This is a genomic window from Streptomyces sp. CAU 1734 (assembly GCF_039888735.1).
In the GTDB taxonomy this organism is placed as follows: Bacteria; Actinomycetota; Actinomycetes; order Streptomycetales; family Streptomycetaceae; genus Streptomyces.
On record NZ_JBDQQP010000012.1, the window covers coordinates 30,041 to 52,216 of the forward strand.

General features: G+C 71.9%; 26 protein-coding genes. 15 read left to right on the forward strand and 11 right to left on the reverse strand.

The window, feature by feature from the left end:
- Window positions 1-64 precede the first annotated feature (64 nt).
- Complete coding sequence (locus AAFN69_RS22975; RefSeq protein ID WP_347730566.1) at window positions 65-2,062, reverse strand: hypothetical protein; 1,998 nt, start codon at window positions 2,060-2,062, stop codon at window positions 65-67.
- A gap of 318 nt (window positions 2,063-2,380) precedes the next feature.
- Between AAFN69_RS22975 and AAFN69_RS22980 the strand changes: the two genes are divergently transcribed.
- The 12 genes from AAFN69_RS22980 (at window position 2,381) to AAFN69_RS23035 (ending at window position 11,161) form a co-directional block, all read left to right on the forward strand.
- Entirely contained in the window at window positions 2,381-3,073 is a 693-nt protein-coding gene (locus AAFN69_RS22980; RefSeq protein ID WP_347730567.1) for a hypothetical protein, read from the forward strand.
- Between the two features lie 131 nt (window positions 3,074-3,204).
- Entirely contained in the window at window positions 3,205-3,414 is a 210-nt protein-coding gene (locus AAFN69_RS22985) for a hypothetical protein (protein WP_347730568.1), read from the forward strand.
- Window positions 3,415-3,486: 72 nt separating this feature from the next.
- Window positions 3,487-3,663, forward strand: coding sequence for a hypothetical protein (locus tag AAFN69_RS22990; protein ID WP_347730569.1), 177 nt, complete (start codon window positions 3,487-3,489; stop codon window positions 3,661-3,663).
- A gap of 196 nt (window positions 3,664-3,859) precedes the next feature.
- Window positions 3,860-4,153: a hypothetical protein gene (locus AAFN69_RS22995; RefSeq protein ID WP_347730570.1), complete on the forward strand. Its 294-nt coding sequence runs from the start codon at window positions 3,860-3,862 to the stop codon at window positions 4,151-4,153.
- A gap of 243 nt (window positions 4,154-4,396) precedes the next feature.
- Window positions 4,397-7,051, forward strand: coding sequence for a hypothetical protein (locus tag AAFN69_RS23000; protein ID WP_347730571.1), 2,655 nt, complete (start codon window positions 4,397-4,399; stop codon window positions 7,049-7,051).
- Window positions 7,052-7,296: 245 nt separating this feature from the next.
- Entirely contained in the window at window positions 7,297-7,491 is a 195-nt protein-coding gene (locus AAFN69_RS23005; protein ID WP_347730572.1) for a hypothetical protein, read from the forward strand.
- 76 nt (window positions 7,492-7,567) lie between these two features.
- Window positions 7,568-8,419 (forward strand): hypothetical protein, encoded by an 852-nt coding sequence (locus AAFN69_RS23010; RefSeq protein WP_347730573.1) that lies wholly within the window; start codon window positions 7,568-7,570, stop codon window positions 8,417-8,419.
- A gap of 40 nt (window positions 8,420-8,459) precedes the next feature.
- Entirely contained in the window at window positions 8,460-8,852 is a 393-nt protein-coding gene (locus tag AAFN69_RS23015) for a hypothetical protein (protein WP_347730574.1), read from the forward strand.
- Between the two features lie 59 nt (window positions 8,853-8,911).
- On the forward strand, window positions 8,912-9,085 hold the full coding sequence (locus AAFN69_RS23020; RefSeq protein ID WP_347730575.1) for a hypothetical protein: 174 nt from the start codon (window positions 8,912-8,914) through the stop codon (window positions 9,083-9,085).
- Window positions 9,082-10,122, forward strand: coding sequence for a hypothetical protein (locus tag AAFN69_RS23025; protein ID WP_347730577.1), 1,041 nt, complete (start codon window positions 9,082-9,084; stop codon window positions 10,120-10,122). The genes AAFN69_RS23020 and AAFN69_RS23025 overlap by 4 nt, the downstream gene beginning before the upstream one ends.
- A 52-nt stretch (window positions 10,123-10,174) precedes the next feature.
- Window positions 10,175-10,780, forward strand: coding sequence for an HD domain-containing protein (locus tag AAFN69_RS23030; RefSeq protein WP_347730578.1), 606 nt, complete (start codon window positions 10,175-10,177; stop codon window positions 10,778-10,780).
- Between the two features lie 12 nt (window positions 10,781-10,792).
- The gene (locus AAFN69_RS23035; RefSeq protein ID WP_347730579.1) at window positions 10,793-11,161 is read left to right on the forward strand and encodes a hypothetical protein; all 369 of its coding nucleotides are present in this window, start codon (window positions 10,793-10,795) and stop codon (window positions 11,159-11,161) included.
- Window positions 11,162-11,679: 518 nt separating this feature from the next.
- Here the strand turns inward: AAFN69_RS23035 and AAFN69_RS23040 are convergent.
- The 4 genes from AAFN69_RS23040 to AAFN69_RS23055 all read right to left on the reverse strand — a co-directional run bounded on the left by AAFN69_RS23040 (window position 11,680) and on the right by AAFN69_RS23055 (window position 14,476).
- Window positions 11,680-12,492 carry a hypothetical protein gene (locus AAFN69_RS23040; RefSeq protein ID WP_347730580.1) on the reverse strand — a complete coding sequence of 271 codons (813 nt, stop codon included), beginning with the start codon at window positions 12,490-12,492 and terminating at the stop codon, window positions 11,680-11,682.
- Window positions 12,493-12,584: 92 nt separating this feature from the next.
- Entirely contained in the window at window positions 12,585-12,890 is a 306-nt protein-coding gene (locus AAFN69_RS23045) for a hypothetical protein (RefSeq protein ID WP_347730582.1), read from the reverse strand.
- Window positions 12,891-13,261: 371 nt separating this feature from the next.
- Window positions 13,262-13,990 (reverse strand): hypothetical protein, encoded by a 729-nt coding sequence (locus AAFN69_RS23050; protein ID WP_347730583.1) that lies wholly within the window; start codon window positions 13,988-13,990, stop codon window positions 13,262-13,264.
- Window positions 13,991-14,011: 21 nt separating this feature from the next.
- Window positions 14,012-14,476, reverse strand: a complete 465-nt coding sequence (locus tag AAFN69_RS23055) for a hypothetical protein (protein WP_347730584.1) — start codon at window positions 14,474-14,476, stop codon at window positions 14,012-14,014.
- A gap of 340 nt (window positions 14,477-14,816) precedes the next feature.
- Between AAFN69_RS23055 and AAFN69_RS23060 the strand changes: the two genes are divergently transcribed.
- On the forward strand, window positions 14,817-16,169 hold the full coding sequence (locus AAFN69_RS23060) for a hypothetical protein (RefSeq protein ID WP_347730585.1): 1,353 nt from the start codon (window positions 14,817-14,819) through the stop codon (window positions 16,167-16,169).
- 55 nt (window positions 16,170-16,224) lie between these two features.
- Here the strand turns inward: AAFN69_RS23060 and AAFN69_RS23065 are convergent, their stop codons facing one another.
- From AAFN69_RS23065 to AAFN69_RS23090, 6 genes are all read right to left on the reverse strand, one after another.
- A complete protein-coding gene (locus tag AAFN69_RS23065; protein ID WP_347730587.1) occupies window positions 16,225-16,542 on the reverse strand; it encodes a hypothetical protein in 318 nt (105 codons plus the stop codon).
- The gene (locus AAFN69_RS23070) at window positions 16,542-17,258 is read right to left on the reverse strand and encodes a hypothetical protein (RefSeq protein WP_347730589.1); all 717 of its coding nucleotides are present in this window, start codon (window positions 17,256-17,258) and stop codon (window positions 16,542-16,544) included. Before AAFN69_RS23070 ends, AAFN69_RS23065 begins: the two co-directional genes overlap by 1 nt.
- Before the next feature lie 344 nt (window positions 17,259-17,602).
- The gene (locus AAFN69_RS23075) at window positions 17,603-18,214 is read right to left on the reverse strand and encodes a hypothetical protein (RefSeq protein ID WP_347730590.1); all 612 of its coding nucleotides are present in this window, start codon (window positions 18,212-18,214) and stop codon (window positions 17,603-17,605) included.
- An 850-nt stretch (window positions 18,215-19,064) separates the two neighbouring features.
- Window positions 19,065-19,319: a hypothetical protein gene (locus tag AAFN69_RS23080; RefSeq protein ID WP_347730591.1), complete on the reverse strand. Its 255-nt coding sequence runs from the start codon at window positions 19,317-19,319 to the stop codon at window positions 19,065-19,067.
- A gap of 69 nt (window positions 19,320-19,388) precedes the next feature.
- Window positions 19,389-19,991 (reverse strand): GGDEF domain-containing protein, encoded by a 603-nt coding sequence (locus tag AAFN69_RS23085; RefSeq protein WP_347730592.1) that lies wholly within the window; start codon window positions 19,989-19,991, stop codon window positions 19,389-19,391.
- Window positions 19,992-20,071: 80 nt separating this feature from the next.
- Window positions 20,072-20,416, reverse strand: coding sequence for a hypothetical protein (locus AAFN69_RS23090; RefSeq protein WP_347730593.1), 345 nt, complete (start codon window positions 20,414-20,416; stop codon window positions 20,072-20,074).
- Between the two features lie 1,063 nt (window positions 20,417-21,479).
- Between AAFN69_RS23090 and AAFN69_RS23095 the strand changes: the two genes are divergently transcribed.
- Together AAFN69_RS23095 and AAFN69_RS23100 are read left to right on the forward strand one after the other, a co-directional pair.
- Entirely contained in the window at window positions 21,480-21,773 is a 294-nt protein-coding gene (locus AAFN69_RS23095; protein ID WP_347730594.1) for a hypothetical protein, read from the forward strand.
- A gap of 167 nt (window positions 21,774-21,940) precedes the next feature.
- On the forward strand, window positions 21,941-22,078 hold the full coding sequence (locus tag AAFN69_RS23100) for a hypothetical protein (protein WP_347730595.1): 138 nt from the start codon (window positions 21,941-21,943) through the stop codon (window positions 22,076-22,078).
- Window positions 22,079-22,176 lie beyond the last annotated feature (98 nt).

Below are 22,176 nucleotides of genomic sequence, written 5' to 3' on the forward strand. Positions count from 1 at the left end.
CGGCGGCGCGGGCGCACCGGTCCGGCGAAGGAACGCAGCCGGACCGGGATGGGACGCGGACGGGTCAGCGGGGTCCGGCGCCCGGGCCGACGGAGAGGTGATCGGTCACGACGACGGCCAGCCGCGCGCCGGCGACGGCCTGCGGACCGCCCGCCTCGGCAAGGACGGCAGTGTTCCCGGGCAGTTCGGCCAGTTCGGCCAGCCGGGGAACGAACGTGACGCCCAGGCCGCCGCGTTCCCCCAGGACGTGGCCGACGTCGGCGAGCTGCTGCGGGTCGACGTCCCCTCGTACGCGGTTGAGGGTGATCAGCACGCGGTCTGCGGGCAGGCCGCGGTCGGGCCGTGGAAGAAGGTCCGCGACCTCGGCGGCCGGGCGCAGGACGTCGATGCGCTCGATGAGGTCCCCGTAGGGCTGCAGGAGGGGCCGGTTGGCCGCACGGGCCGTCACCCACGCGCGGCGGTGCTCCTGCCACAGTCCTGCACCCCACCGTGCGATCGCCTCGGTCTCGACGCTCTCCAGAAGCTCCTGGCACAGCTGTTCCTGTTCGGCGTCCTCCGGCTCGGTTGCCCGCAGTCCGGCCCGGTTACGGCGCCGGCTGTGGGCGGGCCAGGCGGAAGAGACCTCGGGCCAGAGGCCGGGATGGCGCCGTGTCCCCTCCGCGCCGGCGACGGTGAGGAACTCGGCTCGCCACCTGTCGAGGTCGGGTTCCTCGTCCTCGGCGGGCAGCTCCTCGATGTCGCGGGCATCCAGTTCGTCCAGCTCGGCCAGGAGGTCCCAGTCGGGTTCCCAGCCGGGGTCGCCATCGCCCCAGGTGCGCTGGAGGACCCAGTCGGCGAAGGCGACGTCGAGGAACGTGAGCAGTTCCGACGCCGGGCTCAGGTCACGGCGGGGCGGCTGCTGGAGATACTGCTGGTCGAGCCAGGCCCACATCTGGACGTGTCCGGGGCGACGGTCGATCGTCTCGGTGTCGGCAATCCAGTGCCGCTGGTCGTAGCGCGTGACCGCCAGGACGAGGTCCGCTTCCTCCGCCAGGTGCTGGTGCGGGTAGGCGCCGTTCCCGGTGTCGATGAGGACGACGTCGGCCCGCGTACGGGCGGCCTCGGCGAGGGCCCCGGCCTCCTGACGGTCCTGCGGCAGGGCGGCACCGCGCAGCGTGGGCAGGCCGGGTGCGACAGGGCGCCAGGGGGTTCCGTTCTCCCGGTCCTGACCACCGAGCGGAGACGACGGGTCGCTCGCGTCCGCCAGGAGCGCGACGCGGGTCCCGCCGCGGGCCAGGGCGGCGGCGAGCTGCAGGGCGACCGTGCTGCACCCGATGCCTCCCAGGCCGCCGGCCGGGGTGATCGCCACCGTGCCGCGGACGCTCCCGGCGAGGGGGCCGACGGCGCGGGGACGCAGCTGCCGGGGCTTGGGGCCTTCGAGTTCGGCGGCGAGCGGCGCACGGCTGGACCACGGGGCCGGATCTGCTGCGAGGGCGGGGCGGCGCAGGGCCCGGCTCCACAGCGCGCTCTCCCCCGGCGCGAAGCCGTCGGTCACCGCCTCCCAGGCGTGCCGCTCCCCCACGGCCGCGGCCTTCTGGTCCCACAGCGGTTCACGGCCGGCCGTGAGCGCTGCGGCGCGGGCCCGCTCGACATCGGCTCCGGTGGCGCGGACTGTGATGCGCGCGGCCCGGCCCAGGAGACGGACGACGAGGTCCTGGTAAGGGCCGGTGACCGCGCGCAGGGCGGGCAGTCCGGCGATGCCGTCGGCGGACCGGGTCGGCAGCAAGTGCAGCAGGAAGTCGGTCATGTGGTCCGGGTGCGGCCACAGCACAAGGCTCTCCACGCCGGGGGACGCGGCGCTCACGCCGAACGGGGCGCCGGGCGTGTGCAGCGGGCCGAGAGCCGAATGGGGGCGGGCCAGGGTGTGCAGCACGGCGGCCTCGAAAGCCTGCTGCTGCGGGTCGTTGGTGTCCGGGACGAGCCCGAAGTGCATTCCGTGGCGGCGGTAGAAGGCGAGCGCGGCCTGGCGGCCTTCGCCCGTGTACTGGCGGCGCAGCCGCACGGCGTGGCGTTCGGTGGACATGGGAGAGGTCCGTCCTGCGGCGCGACTGCCCGGACCGGCGCGCCGACAGACGCAGGTGAAGTCGGTGCGACTGACGTGGCGTTCGCCTCTTCCCGCCGGGTCGCATCCATGGGTCCGGGCCACACGATACGGACGGTGGCAGCAGTTCCTGCCGTGGGACACGATAGCGCGCCGCAGACCCGGGCCGTCACGCCGGCCGGACGGGCCGGGGCGGGAAACCCACCCCCATATTGACACATAAAACTTGACAGAAAGTGCCGCACAGAATAGACTAATGATCACAATGGCAGGCAGCGAGACCCGCAAGGAGCGCACCGGATGACCAGCAGGCGGATGCCTTTGGAGGCCAATGGCCACGTGCTCTCCCGGTCGGGAGAGGTGGAGGTCCGGCAGGTGTTCGACGACGCGGACCCCATGGTCTCGGGCGCGGCGTACGCCTGCCGGGTCTGCAACCGTCCGCCGGTCTACCGGTTCACCGATGACGCAGTCCACGTGCTGGAGCCGTGTCCCTACCCGGACGGGATCACCACGACGGTCACCATCGCCGTGCCGTCCGGGAAGCTGCTGGTCTCCGACAGCCTGCACCCCGTCTTCACCTGGGTCGACGCGGACCCGATGAGCTACGAGTCGACGTTCGGCAAGGCGGAGGCGATCCGGCAGATGGCCGACGCCGGGTGCGCCTTCGGGCCCGCCGACAACTGCGGCCTCGGCCTGTACCGCACCGGGCCGGACACCTACATCATCGCCAGCCCCCGCCTCGACGAGGACGACGAGCCCTCACTCCCGGAGAGCAACCGTCTGGCGGGCATCTGCACCGACGTGTGGGCCTACGCCTGCGCGGACTTCGAGCTCTGGAAGGACCGGGGCGGCGATCCCGGCACGCTCGGCTGGTCCGACACCGTGGTGGACGTGCCGCCCGGCACGTACCGCTTCGTCCACCGCTCCGGCGAGCGCGGCTTCGACCGCGACAGCACCGACACGGTGGTCTACGCCGACGTCGAGCGCGTCTGAGGTCGGCCCGGGGCGGCGCCCTGCGCCGCCCCGGCGGCAAGAGCCGGGTACACCGGAACGACGGCACCGACCAGTTCAGCGAGAGGTCCCCGGCGCCCTGCGGCGGGGACCACGGACGAGAGGAGCACAGGATGGGCGACAGGGTCGTCTCCGAGCAGCACGCGGGCCAGTACGTCATCGACGGCAGGCGCGTGGACGTCACGCGGCTGACCTGGCGGGACGCCAAGGGGCTGAGCTACGACATCACCGACGCCGAGACCGGCGAACTCCTGCGGGACGAGTCCTTCGACGAGTACCCCACCGAGGCACAGGTGCGCGAGGCGCTCGCCGAACACGAATAGCCGCCGCTTCCGTGGCCTCCGGCCACCTCCTGCACACTGCGCAAAGGGACCACCGAGCAGAGGAGCACGACCATGGCCAGCACCGAGTACGGCATCGCGTCCACGTCCCGTCCCGACGACATCGAACCCCTGGGGCGACTGAACCGCCGTGCCGCTGAGGCGGTCGTCGCGGACAGCCGCCTCTCATGGCCGGACGTCTACCTCGTCCGGCGCACGGGGTCCTCCTGGGCGCCCGCCGCCGGGCAGTAACCGCACAGGGCGGCGCCCCGGCTTGTGAGCACCCGCGAGTTCCGGGCCCTGATACTGCGGCGGCGGCCGGTAATCCCCGCCCGGGCCGGCACTCCCGGCCGCCGTTCATCCCGGGCGGACCCGAAGGACGCCCCCCGCTCCGTGTTCCCGGAAGGGGCGCGGACATCGAGAACACGAACGACATGAAGGAGCTCGAATGCCGTCCACCTCTTCCGCCACGCCCGGGTCCAGGCGGCCGCGCACCCGTACGGCGATGTGCGTCTCCTACGGCTACACCTCCCGGCGCGGCGGCTGCGGCCTCCCTGCCACCAAGCTGGTGACGGTCACCTTCGCCGAGCGCCGCACCGCGCGGTACCGGCTGTGCGACCGGCACGCCGCCGACGTGCACGAGGACGTGGCGAGCCCGGTGTTCGCCTACCTCCGCGCGACCGGGGTGACCGAAACCCCCATCGGCGGCGCCCCTCACACGGAGGCGGCCGACGTCGGCTGACGACCGGGCCGGGCCGTGACCGTCCGGGGAGGCCGAACACCCATCCACATGACACATAAAACTTGCCCTCTGGTACCCATTTCGGTAGAATAATGAACTATTCGGGGGTTGCTGCTCCACCCCCGGCCCGGCCGACGCCGGCATCTCCGGCCCCGCCGATGAGGCGACGGCCCGGCTTCCCCGCTTCCGCTGCTCCCGCCTCCCGGCGGGTCGCCCACTGCTGCCCCGAAGGGACATCCCTGCATGTACGAGAGCGCCACCGGCGATCACGAGGAGATCTACCGCCGCAGCCACATCCGCGTCACGACCATCCCGGGCTTCACGGTGGCCTCCGCCGCCAGCGTCGGCGCGCATCTGGCGCTGCGGGTGAACGGGCGGGCGGTCGTCACCCGGGCCCGTTCCGTCGAGGCGGCCGTGCACCGCGGGCGCCAGGCGGTCGACCGCACTCTGCTGGATGCCCGGATACTGCCGGTCCTGCGGCCTCTGGCCGCGATGCGGTCCAGTGCCGCCGGGCTGGTCGCCGCAGGCCGGGTCAGCGAGGGGGACACGGTGTGGGTCCGCAACCGGGGCATGTGGCGCCGGGGGCGGGTCACCCGCATCGTGCGGGTCAACGTGCTCGTCTCGTACGTCGACGCGTCCAGCGACGCGGTGCACCACAAGGCCGTGCCCGCTCCGAACCTGCGCCGCGACCCCTCCTCAACGCCGGCGGCCCCCGGGCCCTCCGAGGAGGAGGCCGCCGACGCCTGCCGCCGCTGCGGTGCACGCATCGGCCTGTTCGAGGGCCTGTGGTGGGGCGGGGACGACGACTTCATGTGCCCGGACAGCGAGAGCCAGCACGCTCCCCGCGGCCTGTGGGAGCAGGGCTCGGACCGCAGGCCGCCCGCCCGGACCAGCCCCGTGGAGGGCTCGTTCATGCGCTCGGTGAATGGCGGCACCCCTCAGCGCGTACCCGCCCGCGCGGCGCTGGGCGAGATCGAAGCGGCGCTCGGCGACGGCCTCCCGGTCCAGGATCTGCCCGGCGGCGGCGCCCTCCTCCCCTTCCGCGACCGGCGCGGCCGCATCACGCTGCGCCCGGCCACCGCCGAGGAGAACGCCGCGCCTGCCGTCGCCGACCACGAGGTCTACGGGCCCGGCAGCGAGGTCACCGTCCGGCCCGTGACGTGGGACCGCGCCGCGCGTCAGCACGTCGCCGGTGAGGAGTTCGCCGCGAAGGTGGCGCACGGCGTCAACGGCGGCCGCTACAAGGTGCGCGGCACCGGCGGCGAGAGCGGCGTCTTCACGCTGGACGAACTGCGCCCGGCGGGAGCCACTCGCCGGCCGGTCGAAGCGCTGCGGGCCGGGTCGCACGCGGTGTGGAACACCGGCGCCCGCACCGGGGACACCACGTCCCGGCGCTGGCCCTCCGCCCCATACGTGTACGCGTGCCGCGACTGCCGTCGGCGCGGCACCCGCGGCGACCTCGAAACCCTGCGGTGCACGCCCCGGGTCGAGACCGCCCTGTCGCTGGAACGGGCCGGAGGTCTGCTGCCGGAGGCGTTCACGCGGTGGGAGAGCCGGGTCACCACCGGCATCGGTACGGACAGCGGCGTCTTCAGCCGGGGTGTGGCGGTGGAGATGGCGGCGGCCGAGCTGCGCGCCGGTGCCTCACACGCCTGGGAAGACGACGGCCTAACGCTGCGCCGTGACGGCTTCACCACCGTCATGGAGCCCTACCGCAGCCCCCGGGAGCGCGCGGCCGAGGCTGCGGAGCGCGCCGCCGAGGACCTGCGCTGGCAGAAGATCCTCGCCGACACCGAGGACGTCGCGTTCGAGGACCTGACGGTGGGTGACGTGCTGGTGCGCGGCCACGGCGACGGGCGGCGCGCCCGGGTCGTACGGCCCGCCGAGGACTTCACCGACCGTTTCGGGCGGCCGATGCGCCGCCTGTGGTGCCGGGCCGTGGACGGCGGGGACCGTGTGGGCTGGGTCGAGTTCGGGCCCGGCGGGCGCACCCTGCGCCAGATCCCCGGCGACCGCCAGGACCCTCCGTCGCTGCCCGAGGACGGGCAGCTCTTCCGCTGCGGCCACTGCGGTGCGCCGGTCACCTGGTCCTGTGGGGACCCGGCGCCAGGCAGTGACAACGCCCTCGACGCCTGGGCGGACGGCAGCGGCGGCCAGGAGTGCCCGGCCCGCGAGGGTCTCGCGGATCCCGGCCACGTCCTGGCCGCTGCCGGGGCGCTGGGCCTCGGTGGCGTGCGGGCCCGGTTCCGTCGTGCCATGGACCGTCTCGCCTGCACCGGCTCCGACGACTCCGACGACCGTCTCGCGGACCTCCTGGTCCACGCGGCGGTGCTCTTCCCCGTGCTCGACGGCCGGGACGGCGCCGACGAGGTGCCCGAGCAGTTCCGCGCGGTGATGCACGCCGCCACCTCCGTTACGCACCCGCCGGTCCTGGCCGCGCTCGCCCGGCGCGCCGGGCGCCTGTGGCAGGGCGGCGCGGAGAGCGGCGAGGGGACCGGGGAGGCGTTCGTGGGCTGCCTGCCCGAGCACGCCGGGCACCCGGCGGTGCGGGCGGCGCTCGCACAGGCACGCGGGGCGGGCGTCCCGCTGGCGGTCATCGGCCGGGACTGGCGCTGGGGCTATGGGGAGCACGGCGCGCAGGGCCTGTTCGTCGTCCCCACCGGCGAGCGGTCCGTGAAGGGCACCTGGTTCATCGACGGGCGCAGTGAGGAGGGCGCGCTGCGGCCGGCGCAGGTCCGGCGTGTGCGCCCCGTGCGCAACGGTGCCCTCGCGGAGGTCCGTTCCGCCCTGGCGGGCGCGGGGTGGGGTGTGCTGACCACAGCCAGCCGCCGCACGCACACCCCGCGGAGGCTGAGTGTGCTGGCCGCCATGCCGGACCCGGACGGGCTGTGGGGCTGAACGGGGCCTTGGGCCCGGCAGCGGGCGGCAGCGGGTCCGGGGAGTTGTACGGCTCCCCGGACCCTGCTGGACCGGCCCGGGTCCGGTGGTGCCGAGTGGGCCGGTTCCGGCTCTTCCGTACCTGGTGAGAGGGCCTGTCGCCGGTGCCGCGTGAACCCCGTCAGCATGATTGCTCATAATTATTGACAGAGTACAGTTTTATGTGTCATCATAATTCTTGACGGCGTTCAGCAATAGGGGAGAACATGGCCAGCAAGAAGGACACCCGACAGCTCATCAAGAAACTGGAGAGCCAGGGTTTCGCCGTGACACTGCGCAACGGCCACTACCGCGTCTTCAAGGACGGCAAGTTCGTCCAGGTCATGCCGAGCACCCCCAGCGACTCGCGGGGCTTGAAGAACGCCATGGCCTACTTCAAGCGCGCGGGCTTCCAGCCCTGATCTGCCCGGGGGCGCCGGGGCAACCCGGCGCCCCGGCCGTCGCGCCGTCAACGCCCCCGAAGAAAAAGAGGAAGACATGACCGACTCCCCCTACACCGTGTACTCCGTCTATGTGGAGTTCGCGGTGCCCGACGCGGCGGCGGACCTCTACGACGCGCTGCTCGACACCCTTCTCGAGCGCCACCCGGACAGCGGGCCGGCGCTCGGCCCGGCCAGCAACGACAACCTCAGCATGCGCTTCTTCATCGACGCCGACAGCGCCCTCGACGCCGTCACCCGCGGCATCGAGTACGCCCAGGGCGCGGTCATGACCCACGGCATCCACCCCAGCACCGTCGTCGGGGCCGAGGTCGTCACCGAGGCCGAGCTGGAGCGCCGCAACGCCGCGCCGCTGGTGCCCGAGCTGGCCGGCGTCACCGAGGCCGCCGAGATCGTCGGCGTCACCAAGCAGCGCATCAGCGACCTGAGCGGGCCCCTGCGCAAGCACCTCGTCCAGGACCTCGCCGCCGGCCCCGTCTACCTCGCCGCCGGCGTCCGCGAGTACGCCGCCACCGAGCACAACGCGACCCGCGGCGTCCGCATCGCCGACCTCGGGCTCTCCCCCGCCGAGCGCGCGGTCCTGGAACTCCTGCACGCCATGACCGAGCACCTGCCCTGGTCGGCGGACACGCCCGCGCGGCAGACCGCCGACCGGGCGCTCCACGTCGAGGAGATCCTCACCGAGGGCCGTCTGCGCGTTCACCCGCGCAACGGGAGCGACTTCGACCTGGAGGCTGCCCTGGAGCGGCTGGTCACCCACCGGCTGCTGAAGACCCGCAAGCCCTACCGCGCCGAGCGGCTCGACGGCCACGACACCGACCTCGTCGTCACCATCACCGACAAGGGCCGTCGGCACGCCGGGGCGGGCACCGCCGGCAGCACCCGCTGACCCACCCACCACCGACTCCGTCCGAGGGGGACACCACACCGTGAAGGACGACACCAGGAGCGGCCGGCTCGTCGTGCCGCGGCTCACCATCGACCCGGACCTGCCCGTCGCGGCCAAGGAGATGCTGCGCGCGGCCAAGCCCGCCGAACTGCTCCGCGCCTACAGCCGCGTGGAGCGCTCCACCCTCACGAAGGCGACCGGCGACGAAGCCCGGCCCGTGCTCCAGGCCCGCCAGGCAGTCCTGCGGACCGCCCTGGACGGCATCGAACGGCGCGTGGCAGCGCTGGAGACCTACGCCGAGCAGACCGCCGAGGCCGATCGGCGCTACGCCGGACTCCTCCAGATCCAGAAGATCACCACCACCGGTGACGAACTGCTCGAACTGCTCGCCCACAGCGTCCGCGACGACCTGGCCGCGCCGGCTGCCGTCTGACCGATCGCCCCGTCCGCCGCTGATCAGCGGCGGTACACATCTCCTGAAGGAGGAAGCGAATGATCTACAAGCTGACCGCCGTCGAACTGACGGTCGTGCCCACGCGCATCGCCTCGGAGCTGAAGGGCCCGCTGTCCGTGCTCGACGGCACGGCGCCCGGCTGGAGCCCGCGTCTCCCGGGGCTCCGCCGGGCGCACACCGGCCGCGGCTCACAGACGGAGGGGTCCTCGTGACCAGGTCGGAGCCGCAGGACCCGCTCGACGAACTCGCCGTGCTCGTCAACGCGGCCGCGGCCTCGTCGCGCTCCATGGTGCTCCTGGTCGGTCCCCCGCTGTCCGGGATCACCCGGGCGATGTACGAAACCGCGATGAGCCAGCTGTCCCAGGCCCGCCTCGTCCAGTGGACCGCTGGCGAACTCGCCGAGGCCCACGCGCAGAAGCGGCTCGACGCCCGGTACGGAACCGGCCTCTTCCTCCAGTGGATGGACGACCTTTCCCCGGCGGACCTGGTCCTGCTCGGCCACGGCGCCCTCGCCGACGTCCTCCCGAGTGCGGTGGTCCTGGCCTCCGTCAACGCCGGCTGGTACGAGCGCCTCCTGGAACACCCCTCGGCCATCACGGCGCCGGCCCGCACCGTCCTGATGGAGTACGCCGACCGCGTCACGGTCCCGTTCGCCATGACATCGCGCGAGAGGTCCTGGCTCCGGGCCCAGGGCTACCTAGTCAGCAAGGGCATCGCGGAGTCCCTGGTCGGCGGCGAAGTCCTCGTCAAGCACTACCGGAAAGCGGCGCGCACCAACCCGCGCGGCCAGCTGCTGGTCCAGGCCGCGGTGGACGCGCGGCGCTGCGGAATCCACCGGCCGTTCTCCGAAGACGAGCTGATGGCCCTGTGGCTCGCGTGCGGAGGTGAGGACGCCGACGCCTTCCAGCAGGCCCTGGACTGGGCGAGCACGCCGCCCGAAGGCACCTCCACCGGTCTGATCTTCCCGGCCGGCGGTGACCCCAGCCGGGGATGGCGCCCGTTGGCCTACGCCGCCGGCGCGGACGACGGTGACCACGGCCACAAGCCGCGCCCGCTCACCAGCCGGCGGTGGCAGGAGGTCACGGGCGCTCTGTCGAAGAAGGCCGATCAGTACGCCCTGGGCATCGCTGCCCACCTGCACGGCGAGCAGGCCACCGCCGCATTCGCGTTGTGGCAGGCGGCTGGCGGGGCTGGCGCAGTGGCGCGTGCAGCCCTTCGCGCGCTGGACCGCATCGAAGACCTCGCGTGAACGCCCTGCTTCCGGCCTGATCCCCTACCCTCCGTCCGAAGGAGAATCCCGAATGCATGAAGAAGCCCTGTCGGTCACCTCGGTCGGCGACGTCCGCCTTCTCGCGGAGCGCGCCCACGCGGGCCAGACCGACAAGATCGGCGTGCCGTACATCGCCCACGTTCACGCGGTGGCCGCCGGACTCGCGCCGTTCGGCGACGAGCTCGTCATGGCAGGCCTGCTGCACGACGTCGTCGAGGACACCGGCTGGACCGCGGAGCATCTGCTCGCCGCCGGCGTGCCCGGCCCGGTGGTCGCGATCGTGGAGGTGGTGACCAACGAGGACGGCGTCCCCTACGAAGACAAGATCCGGCGCATCGCCCGCGATCCGCACGCAACGCTGGTCAAGATCGCCGACAACGCCCACAACTCCCGCGCCGACCGGGCCGCCCGGCTTCCGGCCGCCAAGCGGGAGCGCCTCGCGGCGAAGTACCGTGCCGCCCGCGGCGAGCTGTGGCCGGCCGCACGCCGCGAGGACATTGAGGCGATCGTGCGCATCGTCAATCCGGCGCTGCTCACCGAGCTCGACGATCACGGCCCGTACCGGTCGGTCAACGCCGCGGTGGTCCCGTCGGCTCCCACCGCGGCATCCACGGCCGTCACCTCGCAGAACCGGTAGAGAGGGGAGACGGTGGCCACGGTGGAGGCGGCACAGCTGCTGCGGATCGTCGAGGCGGTGCCCCCGCGCCGGGCGCGCGCGAGCGAAGGGGTGCGTCTCGTGTACGACCAGGCCCACCTGACGATGTCCGCCGAGGACCGGCCCGGGCAGACGCTCGCGCGGGCGCAGGTGCATGGGTATCGGACGGCCGCGTGGGAGCTGACCATGTACGCGGTCAGCACGATCGCCGTACGGGCCTGGCTGATGGAGATGCCCGGCACCACGCCGGTCGGCGTCAGCCCGTTCTGGAGAGGCCCCGGGCCCGTCCAGGTGGTCTTCACCGCGGGTGGTGCGTCCATGCAGTTCCCGGTCATTGCCTGCCCCTCTGCGCCCGCGTCCTGACCGGCCGGGTGTGCCGCCCATCCTCCATCCCCCCCGGTGGCGGGCAGTCGTTGGCGGCTCGGTAGACCTGCTAACCACCCGCCCGGCGCGGCGACCCGGACTCGCGTGGTGCTGAGACGGGGCAAGCGGGAGACCGCACAGCGCTTGATCGTTTTCCGCGCCAGTCCCGCAGGATCTGCCTCCTCTCTGCACCGGGCGTTCACTGACCGCCTGCGCCAGACCGGCTACGGCGACGTACCAGGCTGGAACGGGTGCGCGCGGTTCAGGAGGACCTGGCCGCTCTGGTCAACAGAGCACTCAAGAGCGTCGAAGTCGACCGAATGCCCCGCTGACCTGGGTGTCTCTCCCGCTGTAGGGGCGTCGTCAGTGCCCCGGCTGCGCTCCTCGTCTCGCCCGCAGGCCGACGGCCTCGCGGACCGGACGGCGGGCCGGGTGAACGCGCTTCGCGATCGCGAGGCTTGCTCCCTCAGTTTGAGGGCGCGACCCGGCCTGCCGACGGATGCCGGACGAAGGGAGGGTCACCGAGGGTCGGCGTGCTGGCCAGCGACGGTGGTGATCCATGCGGCGAGGTCCTGCTCGTAGCGGCGGCGGGCGACGATCGCTCCGCCGTGGAGCGCGGCCAGGGCTGGCTCGTGGGCGTGGATATCGGCGGCGAGCCAGTCGGGCATGACCGTGATGAGTTCGGCAACGGTGCGGCCGCGGCCGGGAGTCGCGCTGCGGGCGAGGCAGTTGGTGACGAGCTCGGCAAGAGCGTCGCGGTCGTGGCGGGGACTGCCTGCGACGGCCGCTGCTGCGGCGAGTTCGGCCAGGACCACGTCGTGCATGAGGCGGTTGTAGTGCGCGTCGTTCAGGGCGTGGTGCTGGGGGGTCTGCTGGTCGGGGATGGTGAGGTTGAAGTCCTCGATCAGGTCGGCGAGTTCGCGGGGCCGCCGGGGGACGCCGGCGGGCATGCGGCCCCAGTCGTGGCCCCACAGCTCGTGGATGCGGATAAGGTCGCCGGCCCCGAAGTAGGCCCACATCCGGGTGCCGGTCCGGGCGGCGTAGTAGGTGGCGATCTCCTGGCGGATATCGTCGGCCGGCTTGACGTCCGGGTGGGTCCGGTCGAGGGCGAGGTCGGCGGTGAGCGGCAGGAGCGGCCACACGTGCTGCCTGAGCCAGACGGCCGTCTCGTCGTCGGAGTGCCGGATGTACTGCTCGTCCATGTCGGCGTTGACGGCGTAGTAGTCACGGTCGGTTCGATCGGCGATGCCGACGGAGATCAGGCCATGGACGCTCATGTCGTGCCGGATGAACTCGCAGTCGGCGTAGGTGTCGTACGGGGTGGGAAGCACGGATCCTCCTTGGTCGTGGTGCTCGGGGCAGAATTCCGGACGGCACTGACGCCGACGGGCCGGCGCCGGTGAGGGCGCCGGCCCGGGCAGGGTCAGCTGGTGATGCGGCCGGTGGCGAGGTCGACGGTGAGGGTGTCGGAGTTCTCGGGGTGGTCGACGCTGGAGAGATCGGTGAGGTGGTCGGCAACCTTGTCGCCGCAGTCCAGAGCGCTGACAGTGCCGTCGGCGTGAACGAACTCGGCGTTCATCTCGGTGTAGAACACCCCGTTCTCCCAGATGCTGGTGCCGAAGCGCACCGAGGTGACGGGGCTCTTGCTCTCGCTGTCCCCGCTGGCGACGGCCAGGACAGCCTCCCAGCGGACGGACTCCAGCAGCCGGGAACTGAAGTGGCCGGACATCCGCCCCTCGCACAGGGTGCTCAGCGCGCACAGCCGGTCGACGTCCAGGGAGTTGAGCCAGGTGCCGAGCAGCCGCTCGAGTTCGCGCTGTGCTGCGAAGAACGGGTGGGGAGCGAGGACCGGGGGTTCCGGGGCCGTCGGGACGGGCGCGATGCTGGCGGGCGGGGCGGGGGCGAGGAGCGCGCAGGTGATGGGTGGGTCCTTCCTGACGGGGGCGGGAGTCAGCCGGGCCGGTCGGTGCGGTGGGAGAGCGTGCCGGGCTTGATGGGTCTGGTCCGGTGCGGTCCAGGTGGACCGGTCAGCAGTGGTGGTACACCGCCGGAAGTGGCGTCCTGGTCGAGGCGAGGCGGTGACGGCAAGCGGTCGGGCAGTCAGGAGCTGGTGGTGGCCAGCAGACGGGCCAGGGCGTCGGCGGCCTTGGCGCTGTCGGCGGCGCAGTCGTCGTCACCAAGGCCGTGTGCCAGCTCGGTCCAGTCGCCCTGATGGCTGGCGAATCCGTACCAGGCCGAGTTGTGCATCCATGCTGGGTGGTTGGCGCTGTTGCCCTTGCCGGGCCCGAGCAGCCGGTAGAACAGGGCCTCGAAGCCGGGGACGCGGTGGGCGACGTGGCTGTTGCCCGCCTCGTCGCTTTCCACCGACGCCTTCATCCCGCGTGTGGCGAGTGCCTCGATCAGCAGTTGAGAGGCCGGGCGTTCATCGACGGTCTGAAGCCCGGCTAGACGGCGGCCCAGCGCGCTGACGTAGGCGGGGTCGGCTGCGGTACCGGGGAGACCGTGGGCCGTGAGCCGGATGGCCAGGCCCTCGCGCAGCAGGGACTCCAGTGTCGGCCAGGCGACGGCGGGGGCGATGCAGCCGGTGGCCTCCGCGCCGAGCAGGGCGTTGAGCTTCGGTACGGTCAGCAGTGCGGCACGGCCCTCGGCGGTCAGGGAGTAGCGGGCCGGGCCCGGTACGCTGCCGTCCGGCTCGCGCTGAATCCACTCGCGCCGGGACATGTTGGCCAGTGACCGGGCGGGGATGTTGTCGGGCATCAGCAGGTCGGTGTCCCCGAGCGCGGTGAACATCCAGGCGCGCTGGCGGCTGTTGGGAGGTGCGGCGGTCATGTCCGTGAAAGTCCTCGCTGGTCAGTCGTGCAGGGCGACGCGCAGTACAGCGCCGAAGTCCGGTGCGCGCTCCAGCGCCTCCAGGAGTCCGGCGACCTCGGCGTCGGAGAAGTCGGCGGGGACGGTCCGGGCAGCGAAGTGGAGGGTCGCGAAGTGCGGGGCCCACTCCTTGAGCGAGTTGAGGGCGAAGGACACCGCGTCGGGGCTCTCTTCGCCGGTCGCCGTGAAGTGCCGGCGCAGGGTGATGAGGATCTCTTCGAGCTCGGCGGGGCTGACGAGGGGCGGCCTCAGGTCGCTGATGCGACGTCCGTCCGGCATATAGCCGCAGCCGTCGCACAGGTGGGTCCCGCGTGCGTTGTCGTCGCGGCAGCCGGGGTTCTTGCACTGCCACAGCAGGCCATCCCGGCGGAAGGCTTCCCGTACGACCGGTTCCTCCGGGTCGGTGGCGGCCGTCAGTGCTTCGTCGAGGACAGAGGCGAGAGTCAAGGGCGAGTCCTTCGCGAGAGTGTCACCGGTAGCCGCCACACCACCAGGCGACACATAAAGCATATCGCCAAGCGGGGATGTAAGTCAAGTTTTATGTGCATTTCTCCGTGAGGGCGAACCGGCGAGCGAAGCGGTGGATTCGCCTGCAGGACCCTCGCAAGGCTCTACGATGGCCCTCTGGCCAGACGCGTACTGCCACGGTCGCCAGCCGCTGCGTCCACATCCGCAGCGGCACTCGCGGCGGCGAGGGTTTGCGGACCCCGCGCAGTTGCCGGTGTACCTACGCTTCCGCCGCGGCACGATGTGGGCACCCCGCGCCGCGGCCGAGGAGCCGATCCTGATGACCAAACGACGGACCACAGCCCAGCAGCGCGCCCGCGAGATGCAGCACGCCCCCGGAGCCCGGATCACTTACGGCAAGGCTCTGGAGTCGGCCCGGCGGGTGCCGAGCCCGGACCAGGCGCGCTCAGTACTGCGTGAGCTCGCCGAGGCCGCCGGCGTCTCCGTCTCCTGGCGGGAGCGGATCCGTCACCACCTGGTTGGCGCGGACCGCGATGGCTGGCCAGGCCTGGTCCATGCCGCCGAACTGCGCGAGGACCTGTACCTTCTGGCCGGCGCCACCCCTCCGTCGCACGACGTGCCCGCCGTCCCCGCCGCGTTCGAGCACTTCCCGCTCGCCGTCCTGCACGAGGCCGCCCGCAGGAGCGGGGATGCCTTCGCGGCGGCGGCCCTGTGCGTTCTGGGTGGACCGCTGCGCCATCTGCTGCGGCACCCCTATGGACAGCCGCCGCGCCTGAACGATGTGGTCTACCGCTCCCGCACGGCCCCGACCACCGCGCCGCGCCGCCGGCTGACGGTCGAGAGTCCCGACGGGCTCCACATCCAGGACGTCTTCTACCCCAGGCCCTGGGGCACTCAGGACGTGGCTGGCTTCTACCGCGGCGACGAGGCCCGCGGAAGGCGCGAGGTGGCCCGGGCCGTCCTCGCTCATGCGCTGGGCGGCGCCGCGCCGTCGAGCCTGGCGGCCTGCCGGGCCTGCCAGGGCAACGGCTGGCTCCGCGCGCTGGACGGCGGCCACGAAGAGCACGCCCCGGCCTACCGTGCCGACGGCGGCCCGGTGTGCGTGTGCGCCGGCTGCCGCGGGACGGGCCTGCGCCCGCTGCCCGCGGCCAAGTTCGACGGGCTCTTCGGACGCCGACTTGAGGATGCGAGGCCCGGGACAGGCGTGACGCGCAGCGAGATCCTGGCGTGGGACGCTGCCCGGATCCCGGCCGGAGCGGGCGAGTCCGCCGGATGCGGCGAGGGCCTGCAGAGCGGGTACTCCGCCGCCGTGGTCGATGCCGTGCGGGCGGCCGGCTTCACGGTCGACACGGAGCTCTGTGGGCTCGACTTCGACGTCGACGGCGGACTGGGTGCCCACTTCTACGCCGGCGGCGAGGCCGCCGAGCGTCGGTTCGGCCGGGAGCGGGTCCTGGTCGCCTGGTATGACGACCGCGGCTGGAGCGTGACTGGCTTCGGCGGGCACCGCCCGCTCCTGCCCGGCGAACTCGTCCCCGCACCGCAGGATCTGGCCCGGGCGCTGACCGAGGGCGGCCGGGCCGGGGACGAGCGCGAGGAGCGCATCGCGCTGCGCCCGCGGGACGTCGACGTCTACACCGCGGTCCTGTCCTACCCGGTGTCGGCGGCCAGTTGACGGCGCGCGGCCCGCGCGGCGCCCGGGTTGGGGCGCGGCGCGGGCCGCAGGCGGTTCAGTGCGGGTCGTGGTCCGGCGCGCAGGCGCCGCACAGCCCGTCGGCCTCGTCCTCATCGTCGGTCAGGGCCGTGTTGCAGGAGTTGCACCAGCCTGCGGGCCAGGTGAAGCCGAGGTGGGCGAACCAGCTGGTGATCTCCATGTAGGCGTCGGCGCCGGAGAGGTTCTGGTCGGCGATGTGGACCAGGGTGACGCGGACGGCAGCGACGGGATTGGGCACGTCGCAGCGGCGGGTGACGTGGTCGGTGAGGGTGATCAGGAGCCGGGCGAGCGGGTTGAGCAGAGCACGGGTCGCGGTGTCCAGGAGGGTCGTCATCAGGCGGCCACCTCCGCGGTCTTGCCGCCGGTCGGCTGGCCGCCGAGGGAGTTGAGGAGGGGGCCGACCATGGAGCGGGCCACCGGCATGTCCGCGTCGCGCCAGGTCGGGTGGGAGTCGATCAGCTTCCACAGGGCCGGGCTCGTGGGGACGATGTCGAAGCGCTCCTCGGCGCGGACGTCCTGCGGGTCGTGGGCACCGTTGGCGTCGATGAGGTAGCCGTCGTGCGGGCGGACGGCGGCGAGGTGCGAGAGCTGGCAGATGCACAGGTCGTCGGCGACGGCGTTGCCCATGCCGCAGGTGTCGTACTCGTCGGCGCACTCGCGGTCGGCCAGGACCACGGTGGCCCAGCCGGTGGTCTCGGCGACGGCGCGGGCCAGCGCGTGGCACTGGCCTTCGGTGAACGCGGTGCGCGCGGTCTCATCGAGACTGCCGGGCGTGACCTGGAACTCGACTCCGCTGGCGCCGAGGACGGTCACGGGCCGGTCGTCGGGAAGTCCGAAGGCGTCGGTGAGGAGTTGGATGAAGGTCTCCAGCTTCTCGTCGGCTTCCAGGGCCGCGACGCGGCGGGCCTCCTCGTACGCGTCGAACTCGCCGTCCATCACGCCCTCGACGTCGCAGTGCTCCTTGAGCGCGGCGTGGTGGCGGGCGGCCATCTGGCGGTAGTCGGCGAGGATCTGGTGGACGACGGAGCGCGGGTCGGGCGTGGCGGGCAAAGGCGGTCCTCTCGGCAGCGAAGACGGCGCGGGTGCGCGTCTGCGGCGCCGGTGCCGGTGAATGGGCACGAAGACCTCCAGGTAGTAGTCGGGGTGACGGGCGGGACGTCGGGGTGCGGCAGCCGAACCTGCTCAGGCCGAGGTGGTGCTGGGGAGCGGCTGCTGTTCGTGTGTGCCTGTCGTCAAGGTTCCTGCGGAGCCTCGAAGCGTTTCAGCGCGCGGTCCCGGTCCCGGAGCAGGGATTGCCATCACGAGCTCCAGAGCCGGGACCATCACGCCTTGACACATATAATATACCACATGGGGTGGCGTTTTTCCAGGTCAGAGCCTGTCTGGGTCCGTAGTCAGCTCGGGTCGGGGGACTGCAGCAGCCTGTACGGCCGACCTTCGTCGTCGAACCCGTCCGGCTTCTCCGCCGGCGCGACCTTCCTGCGCTGCCCTCGCTTTTTCTTCTGCTCTTCAAGGGTTTCGCCGTACCAGAAGGGCCTGAACAGCTCGTCGTGCCCGTCCGGCTCCGGGATGGCACCCTTGGAGCGCATCTGTTCGAAGCTCTCGACGGTGGCGTAGCTCAGTTCCGTCGCGGCGTGCGGAACGTAGTACCGCAGCGTCGGCGTGCGGCCGCGGCTGGTCGGGTCCACGGTCGGCCGCACCGGCAGCCACCGGCCGCCGCCTTTCTGCTGGATCTCCTCCACCGGTGAACCGTCGGGGTTCATGTAGCCGACCGCCTTGAGGAAGGCCTCGACCACCCGGCGCGGATAGCGGGGGCGCTCCTCGAGAGCTTCGGGGACCTCGATCTCGAGGTCGGCCGCCACTTTTTGCAGCGCGGAGGGCAGCACCGCCTTTTTGTTCTTCGCGTGCTGCGGCGGCGCCTTGTGCCATCTCTGCGCGGTCTGCCGACTCACGCCGGCCAGTCTGCTGATCTCGGTTAGGCTGAGCAGCTCGTCGCCACGGGCCATCGAATTCTCCTGTCACTTAAAGTGTACCTCCATGAGCGTACCGGTAAGCTATACGTGTCGCGCAGTTTGTCGGTTGACCAGGCGGGCAGCAGTGCGGTGACATCCACCTGGCGACCGGGTTGCGCGGCCGCCGTCGAGTGACAGGCACAGCCGCTGCCCGGGAAGCGGGCCGGTGGGTTGAGCCTCGGCTGTCACGCCCGACTCCGAAAGGGTGATGGCCTCGGCCCGGTCCTCCAGTCCCGGCACACGGTTCGCAAGGGACACCACATCGTGGAGCATCGCGGCGGTTCGGGCACGACGGCGCTGCAGGGGCCGGGGTACTGCTGGGCGGAATCGGACAGTGACGAACTGCGGCCAACCCCGGGGCCGGCCGCAGATCTGGCGCAGCGGTTGACAGCAGCGGGGCGGCGAGCGTACAGCGCCGAGGGTGCTTGGGAGCGCCGGGCGGCTTCGAGTTCGGCGCGGTCGGCACCAGATCGCGGGTGCCAGCTCAGCGACGAGGCTGTGCACGCGCGCCTCGTCAAAAGCATGGTGACACCCAGCCGGTTCTCAGGTGGTCCTGCGCAACCGCTCGTCCCAGCAGCATGAGCCCACCCACCTGTTGTCGTGCCGGTGTGATCTGTTCCCGGACGAAGTACTGCTCCCCGCTACCTCGAACGGGTCGTGGTCGATACTACGGACGAGGACGGATCCGGGCCTTGGGGTGTTTCCCACAGCGACTACCGACTTCCCTGCCATGCCGAGGGCTGAAGCCCGTACGGCTACTGTGGGCGGTGGATGCGGTCATTCCGTTCTGCGAGGGCGCTCAGGCGGTCGACGGTGTGGCGCAGAACCTCTTCCAGCGCCTCCCTCATGCTGTGGGCGTCGCGCTGTTCGCGAAGGAGTCGGCCGCGCCCACATCGACGCCTTCGAGCGTCATGGTGCCGGTCATGACGACATCGTGAACGGCGTGATCCGTCGGCTCGGCGTAGTACCGGGTGTCCTCGGGCACGGCCCAGCACACCCGGGCCATGACGGTGTAGCCCTCGTGAACGAAACGGGCGGTCCCGTCGAGGTCAAGACGAGAACCCGGGTCAGCGGGAGTCCGGAGCTGATGCAGTTCCATACAGAACCTCTTGGGGCCTGGGGCACCGGCCCCACAATTCGTCCGGCTCGGTCTGAGGGGCAGCTCTGGTCAAGTGGCGTCGGCCGTGGTGGCCTCCGGGGCTGCGGGACGGCGACCGTCCCTGGCGCGTCCCTTGACCCGGTACATCGCGGTGTCGGCGGCCCGCATAGCGGCCTCCCGAGTCGGGGTGTCAAGCTCGGCGACCCGTACCGCACCGATGGAGGCACCGACGTTGACCTGTCCGCCCTGATAGTCGACGGGCTCACACAGGAGTGCCCGGAGCTCGTCCAGGTCGGCGGCAAGGCGGAGCCCGTCCCGGACGACCACGGCGAATTCGTCCCCGCCAAGCCGTCCGGGGACACCGCTCTCGCCGCACCAGGCAGCGAGCCGCTGACCAGCAGCCGCGATGACAGCGTCACCGGCCGCGTGACCCCAGGTGTCATTGACCGCCTTGAAGCCGTCCAGGTCGATGACCAGGACGGCCGCGCGGTCATGCCGCCGGATAATGCGGTCCGCTGCCCGATTCCAGCCGTGTCGGGTGAGCAGCCCGGAGAGCGGATCCCTGCGCACGCGGTGCAGACGCTGGTGGAGGAAGTGCGCGTGGACGATCCACCCCCCGGCCAGAGCAGGGGCCAGAAGCTGCGAGATCGAATCCTTGATGGGGGTCTCCATCTCTTCTCACGGACGAAAGGGCGTGCGCCCGGACGCGCGGGCGGGAGACCGGCGAGAGGCGCGGGAGGGCCGAGCGTGGATCAGTAGTCCCTGATCGGGCCGTAGTGGTGCTGGTGGATGTCGATGGCCTCGTGAATGTCGGCTTCGGTGAAGCCGCACGTCTCGGGCGTGAGGGTGCCGTCGGAGAAGTCGATAGAGATGTCCAGCAGGACGGCCAGCAGGTCGTTGAGGTCGCGCGGGGGCAGGGTCAGAGTGTGGCGGGGGCTGCCGGGAAAGAGCTGGGCGGTCACGAGGCGGGCCAGGTCGTGCCAGGCCGGATCACCCCAGCCGAGAAGGTCGGCGCACAGGTGGCGGGCGATCGCGGTGGGCAGGGTGACGATCGGCGCGGCGTACATGACGTTCGGCCGACAGCGGTAACGGGCCACCAGGGTGCTCCTCACATGCACGGCGAACGGGCGGGTCGCGGGTGGTGCTCCGGTAGGGGCGGCTGGCCGGGACGGGAAGCGAGCTGGTGCGCGGTGTGGGGAGCCGCGCGCTCGCGTGTCCGGTCTCGGCCAGCCGGGGTTGGGCGATCGCGTCCCGACGGGACCATCGCATCTGGGCACCGTGAGCGGCGCGGCAGCAGGGAGGAACGGCAACTGCCGCCCGCCCCGGGATCGAACCGGAGCGGGAGCAGCTCGGGCAGAGGTCCACCTCGCTCCGGGTCCGGAAGTCATAGGCCGACACCGGGCGCACCGCCTGAAAGGCGGGGAATTCCGGACCTCGGGGTCTGTAAAGACGTTCCGGGCTCGGACAGTGAAGCCGTCCGTCCGATGCCGTTCCTGGCACCGGACGGACCTGCCCGGGTGAGGCCGGGGCCGTACGACGCCGTGGGCTGGCGTGGCGCGATCCCACCCCACCAACAATTCAAGAATACTCCACTAGGCGGACTGCGTCAAATTAAAGACTCCACATGGAGGCGGGTGCCCAGCCCGACCGGGGCGGGCACCCCCTTGCCGGCGGCGGGGGGCGGCACGCGGCGGCCGCAGGGCCAAACTCTCCGGCCTGCCGGTGTCCGCCAGCGCAGCTGACCAGCAGCACTCCGGCCCGGGCGACGCGCAGACAGGCGCACTACGGAGGCGAGGGTCCGGCCGGCGCCGAAGTGACAGGCGGACAATCGGCGAATCCGGGAACGCGCCCCTGCGGCCAAGAAGGGCAGCACGCCACCCCCGGCATCCCCGGGCCTGCTCGGGCGCGGGGCACCTTCACCACCACGCACCGCCGGGACAAAGGCTCGCCCTTCGGCAAGTTCCCGCACAGCCCGGGGCAGTGGGCGGCGGGAGACCCCCACCCGGGCGAGCCTGCAGGCCAGTACCACTCCCCCGCGCCGCGCGAGCCCAGGGCCGGCCACCCCTCAAGCCCATCAAAGATTGACCAGGTCCACACATCTGAGTACACTAGAGTTTAATGAATTCAACGTCCGCCCCTCTACACCCTGAAGGAGTGCGCATGTCCGCCATGCCCCCCGCCGGAGCGCCTCCGGGCAAGCAGGCCGACGCTGACGACCGATGCCACGACCTGGTGGCGGGCTACAACGAGGACGGGCCCACCGCCTTCGAGTGCGGTGCCCCCGTGAGCCACACGGAGACGGGCTACGGATGTGCGCGCGGCCACTCCTACACCTACGCCGAGCACCGCCGGGCGGAAGGGTGGGACTACGCTAGCGACGCCGCCGAGGCCGAACTCCTGGGGCGCGCCGGAGTGATCGGTGTGCTTCCAGGCGACGGCCGCCCCTGGCTGTGACCTCCACACCCCACTGCAATTCGCTCGGCGGCCGAGTCGCAGGGCCTCCGCCCCCGCGACGAGGAAGATTCCCGACATTCGCCGGACCGTCATCGGCACCCGCTTCACGACTGGGTGCGGACACTCGTGAAAGCGCCGCCACCCCCGGTGGAGCGTCACGGAACCGAGTGGCGCAAGCACCGACTGCGGTGAGCCCCCTCGTCCCGCAGGAGCAGTTCCACGGACAGGCCGGCACCACCGTGCCCGCCGCCGTCCACGCACCACTGCTCCACAATCAGCTCGCCTTGAAAACGGACGGCGAGTAGCCCGCCGGCGGACGCAACATCTTCTGCATGTGCTTCACCACCGGCTGACGGTCACCGACCGGCAGAGCAACTCTCGGGAGGAGCCCCCCTCCTCGATG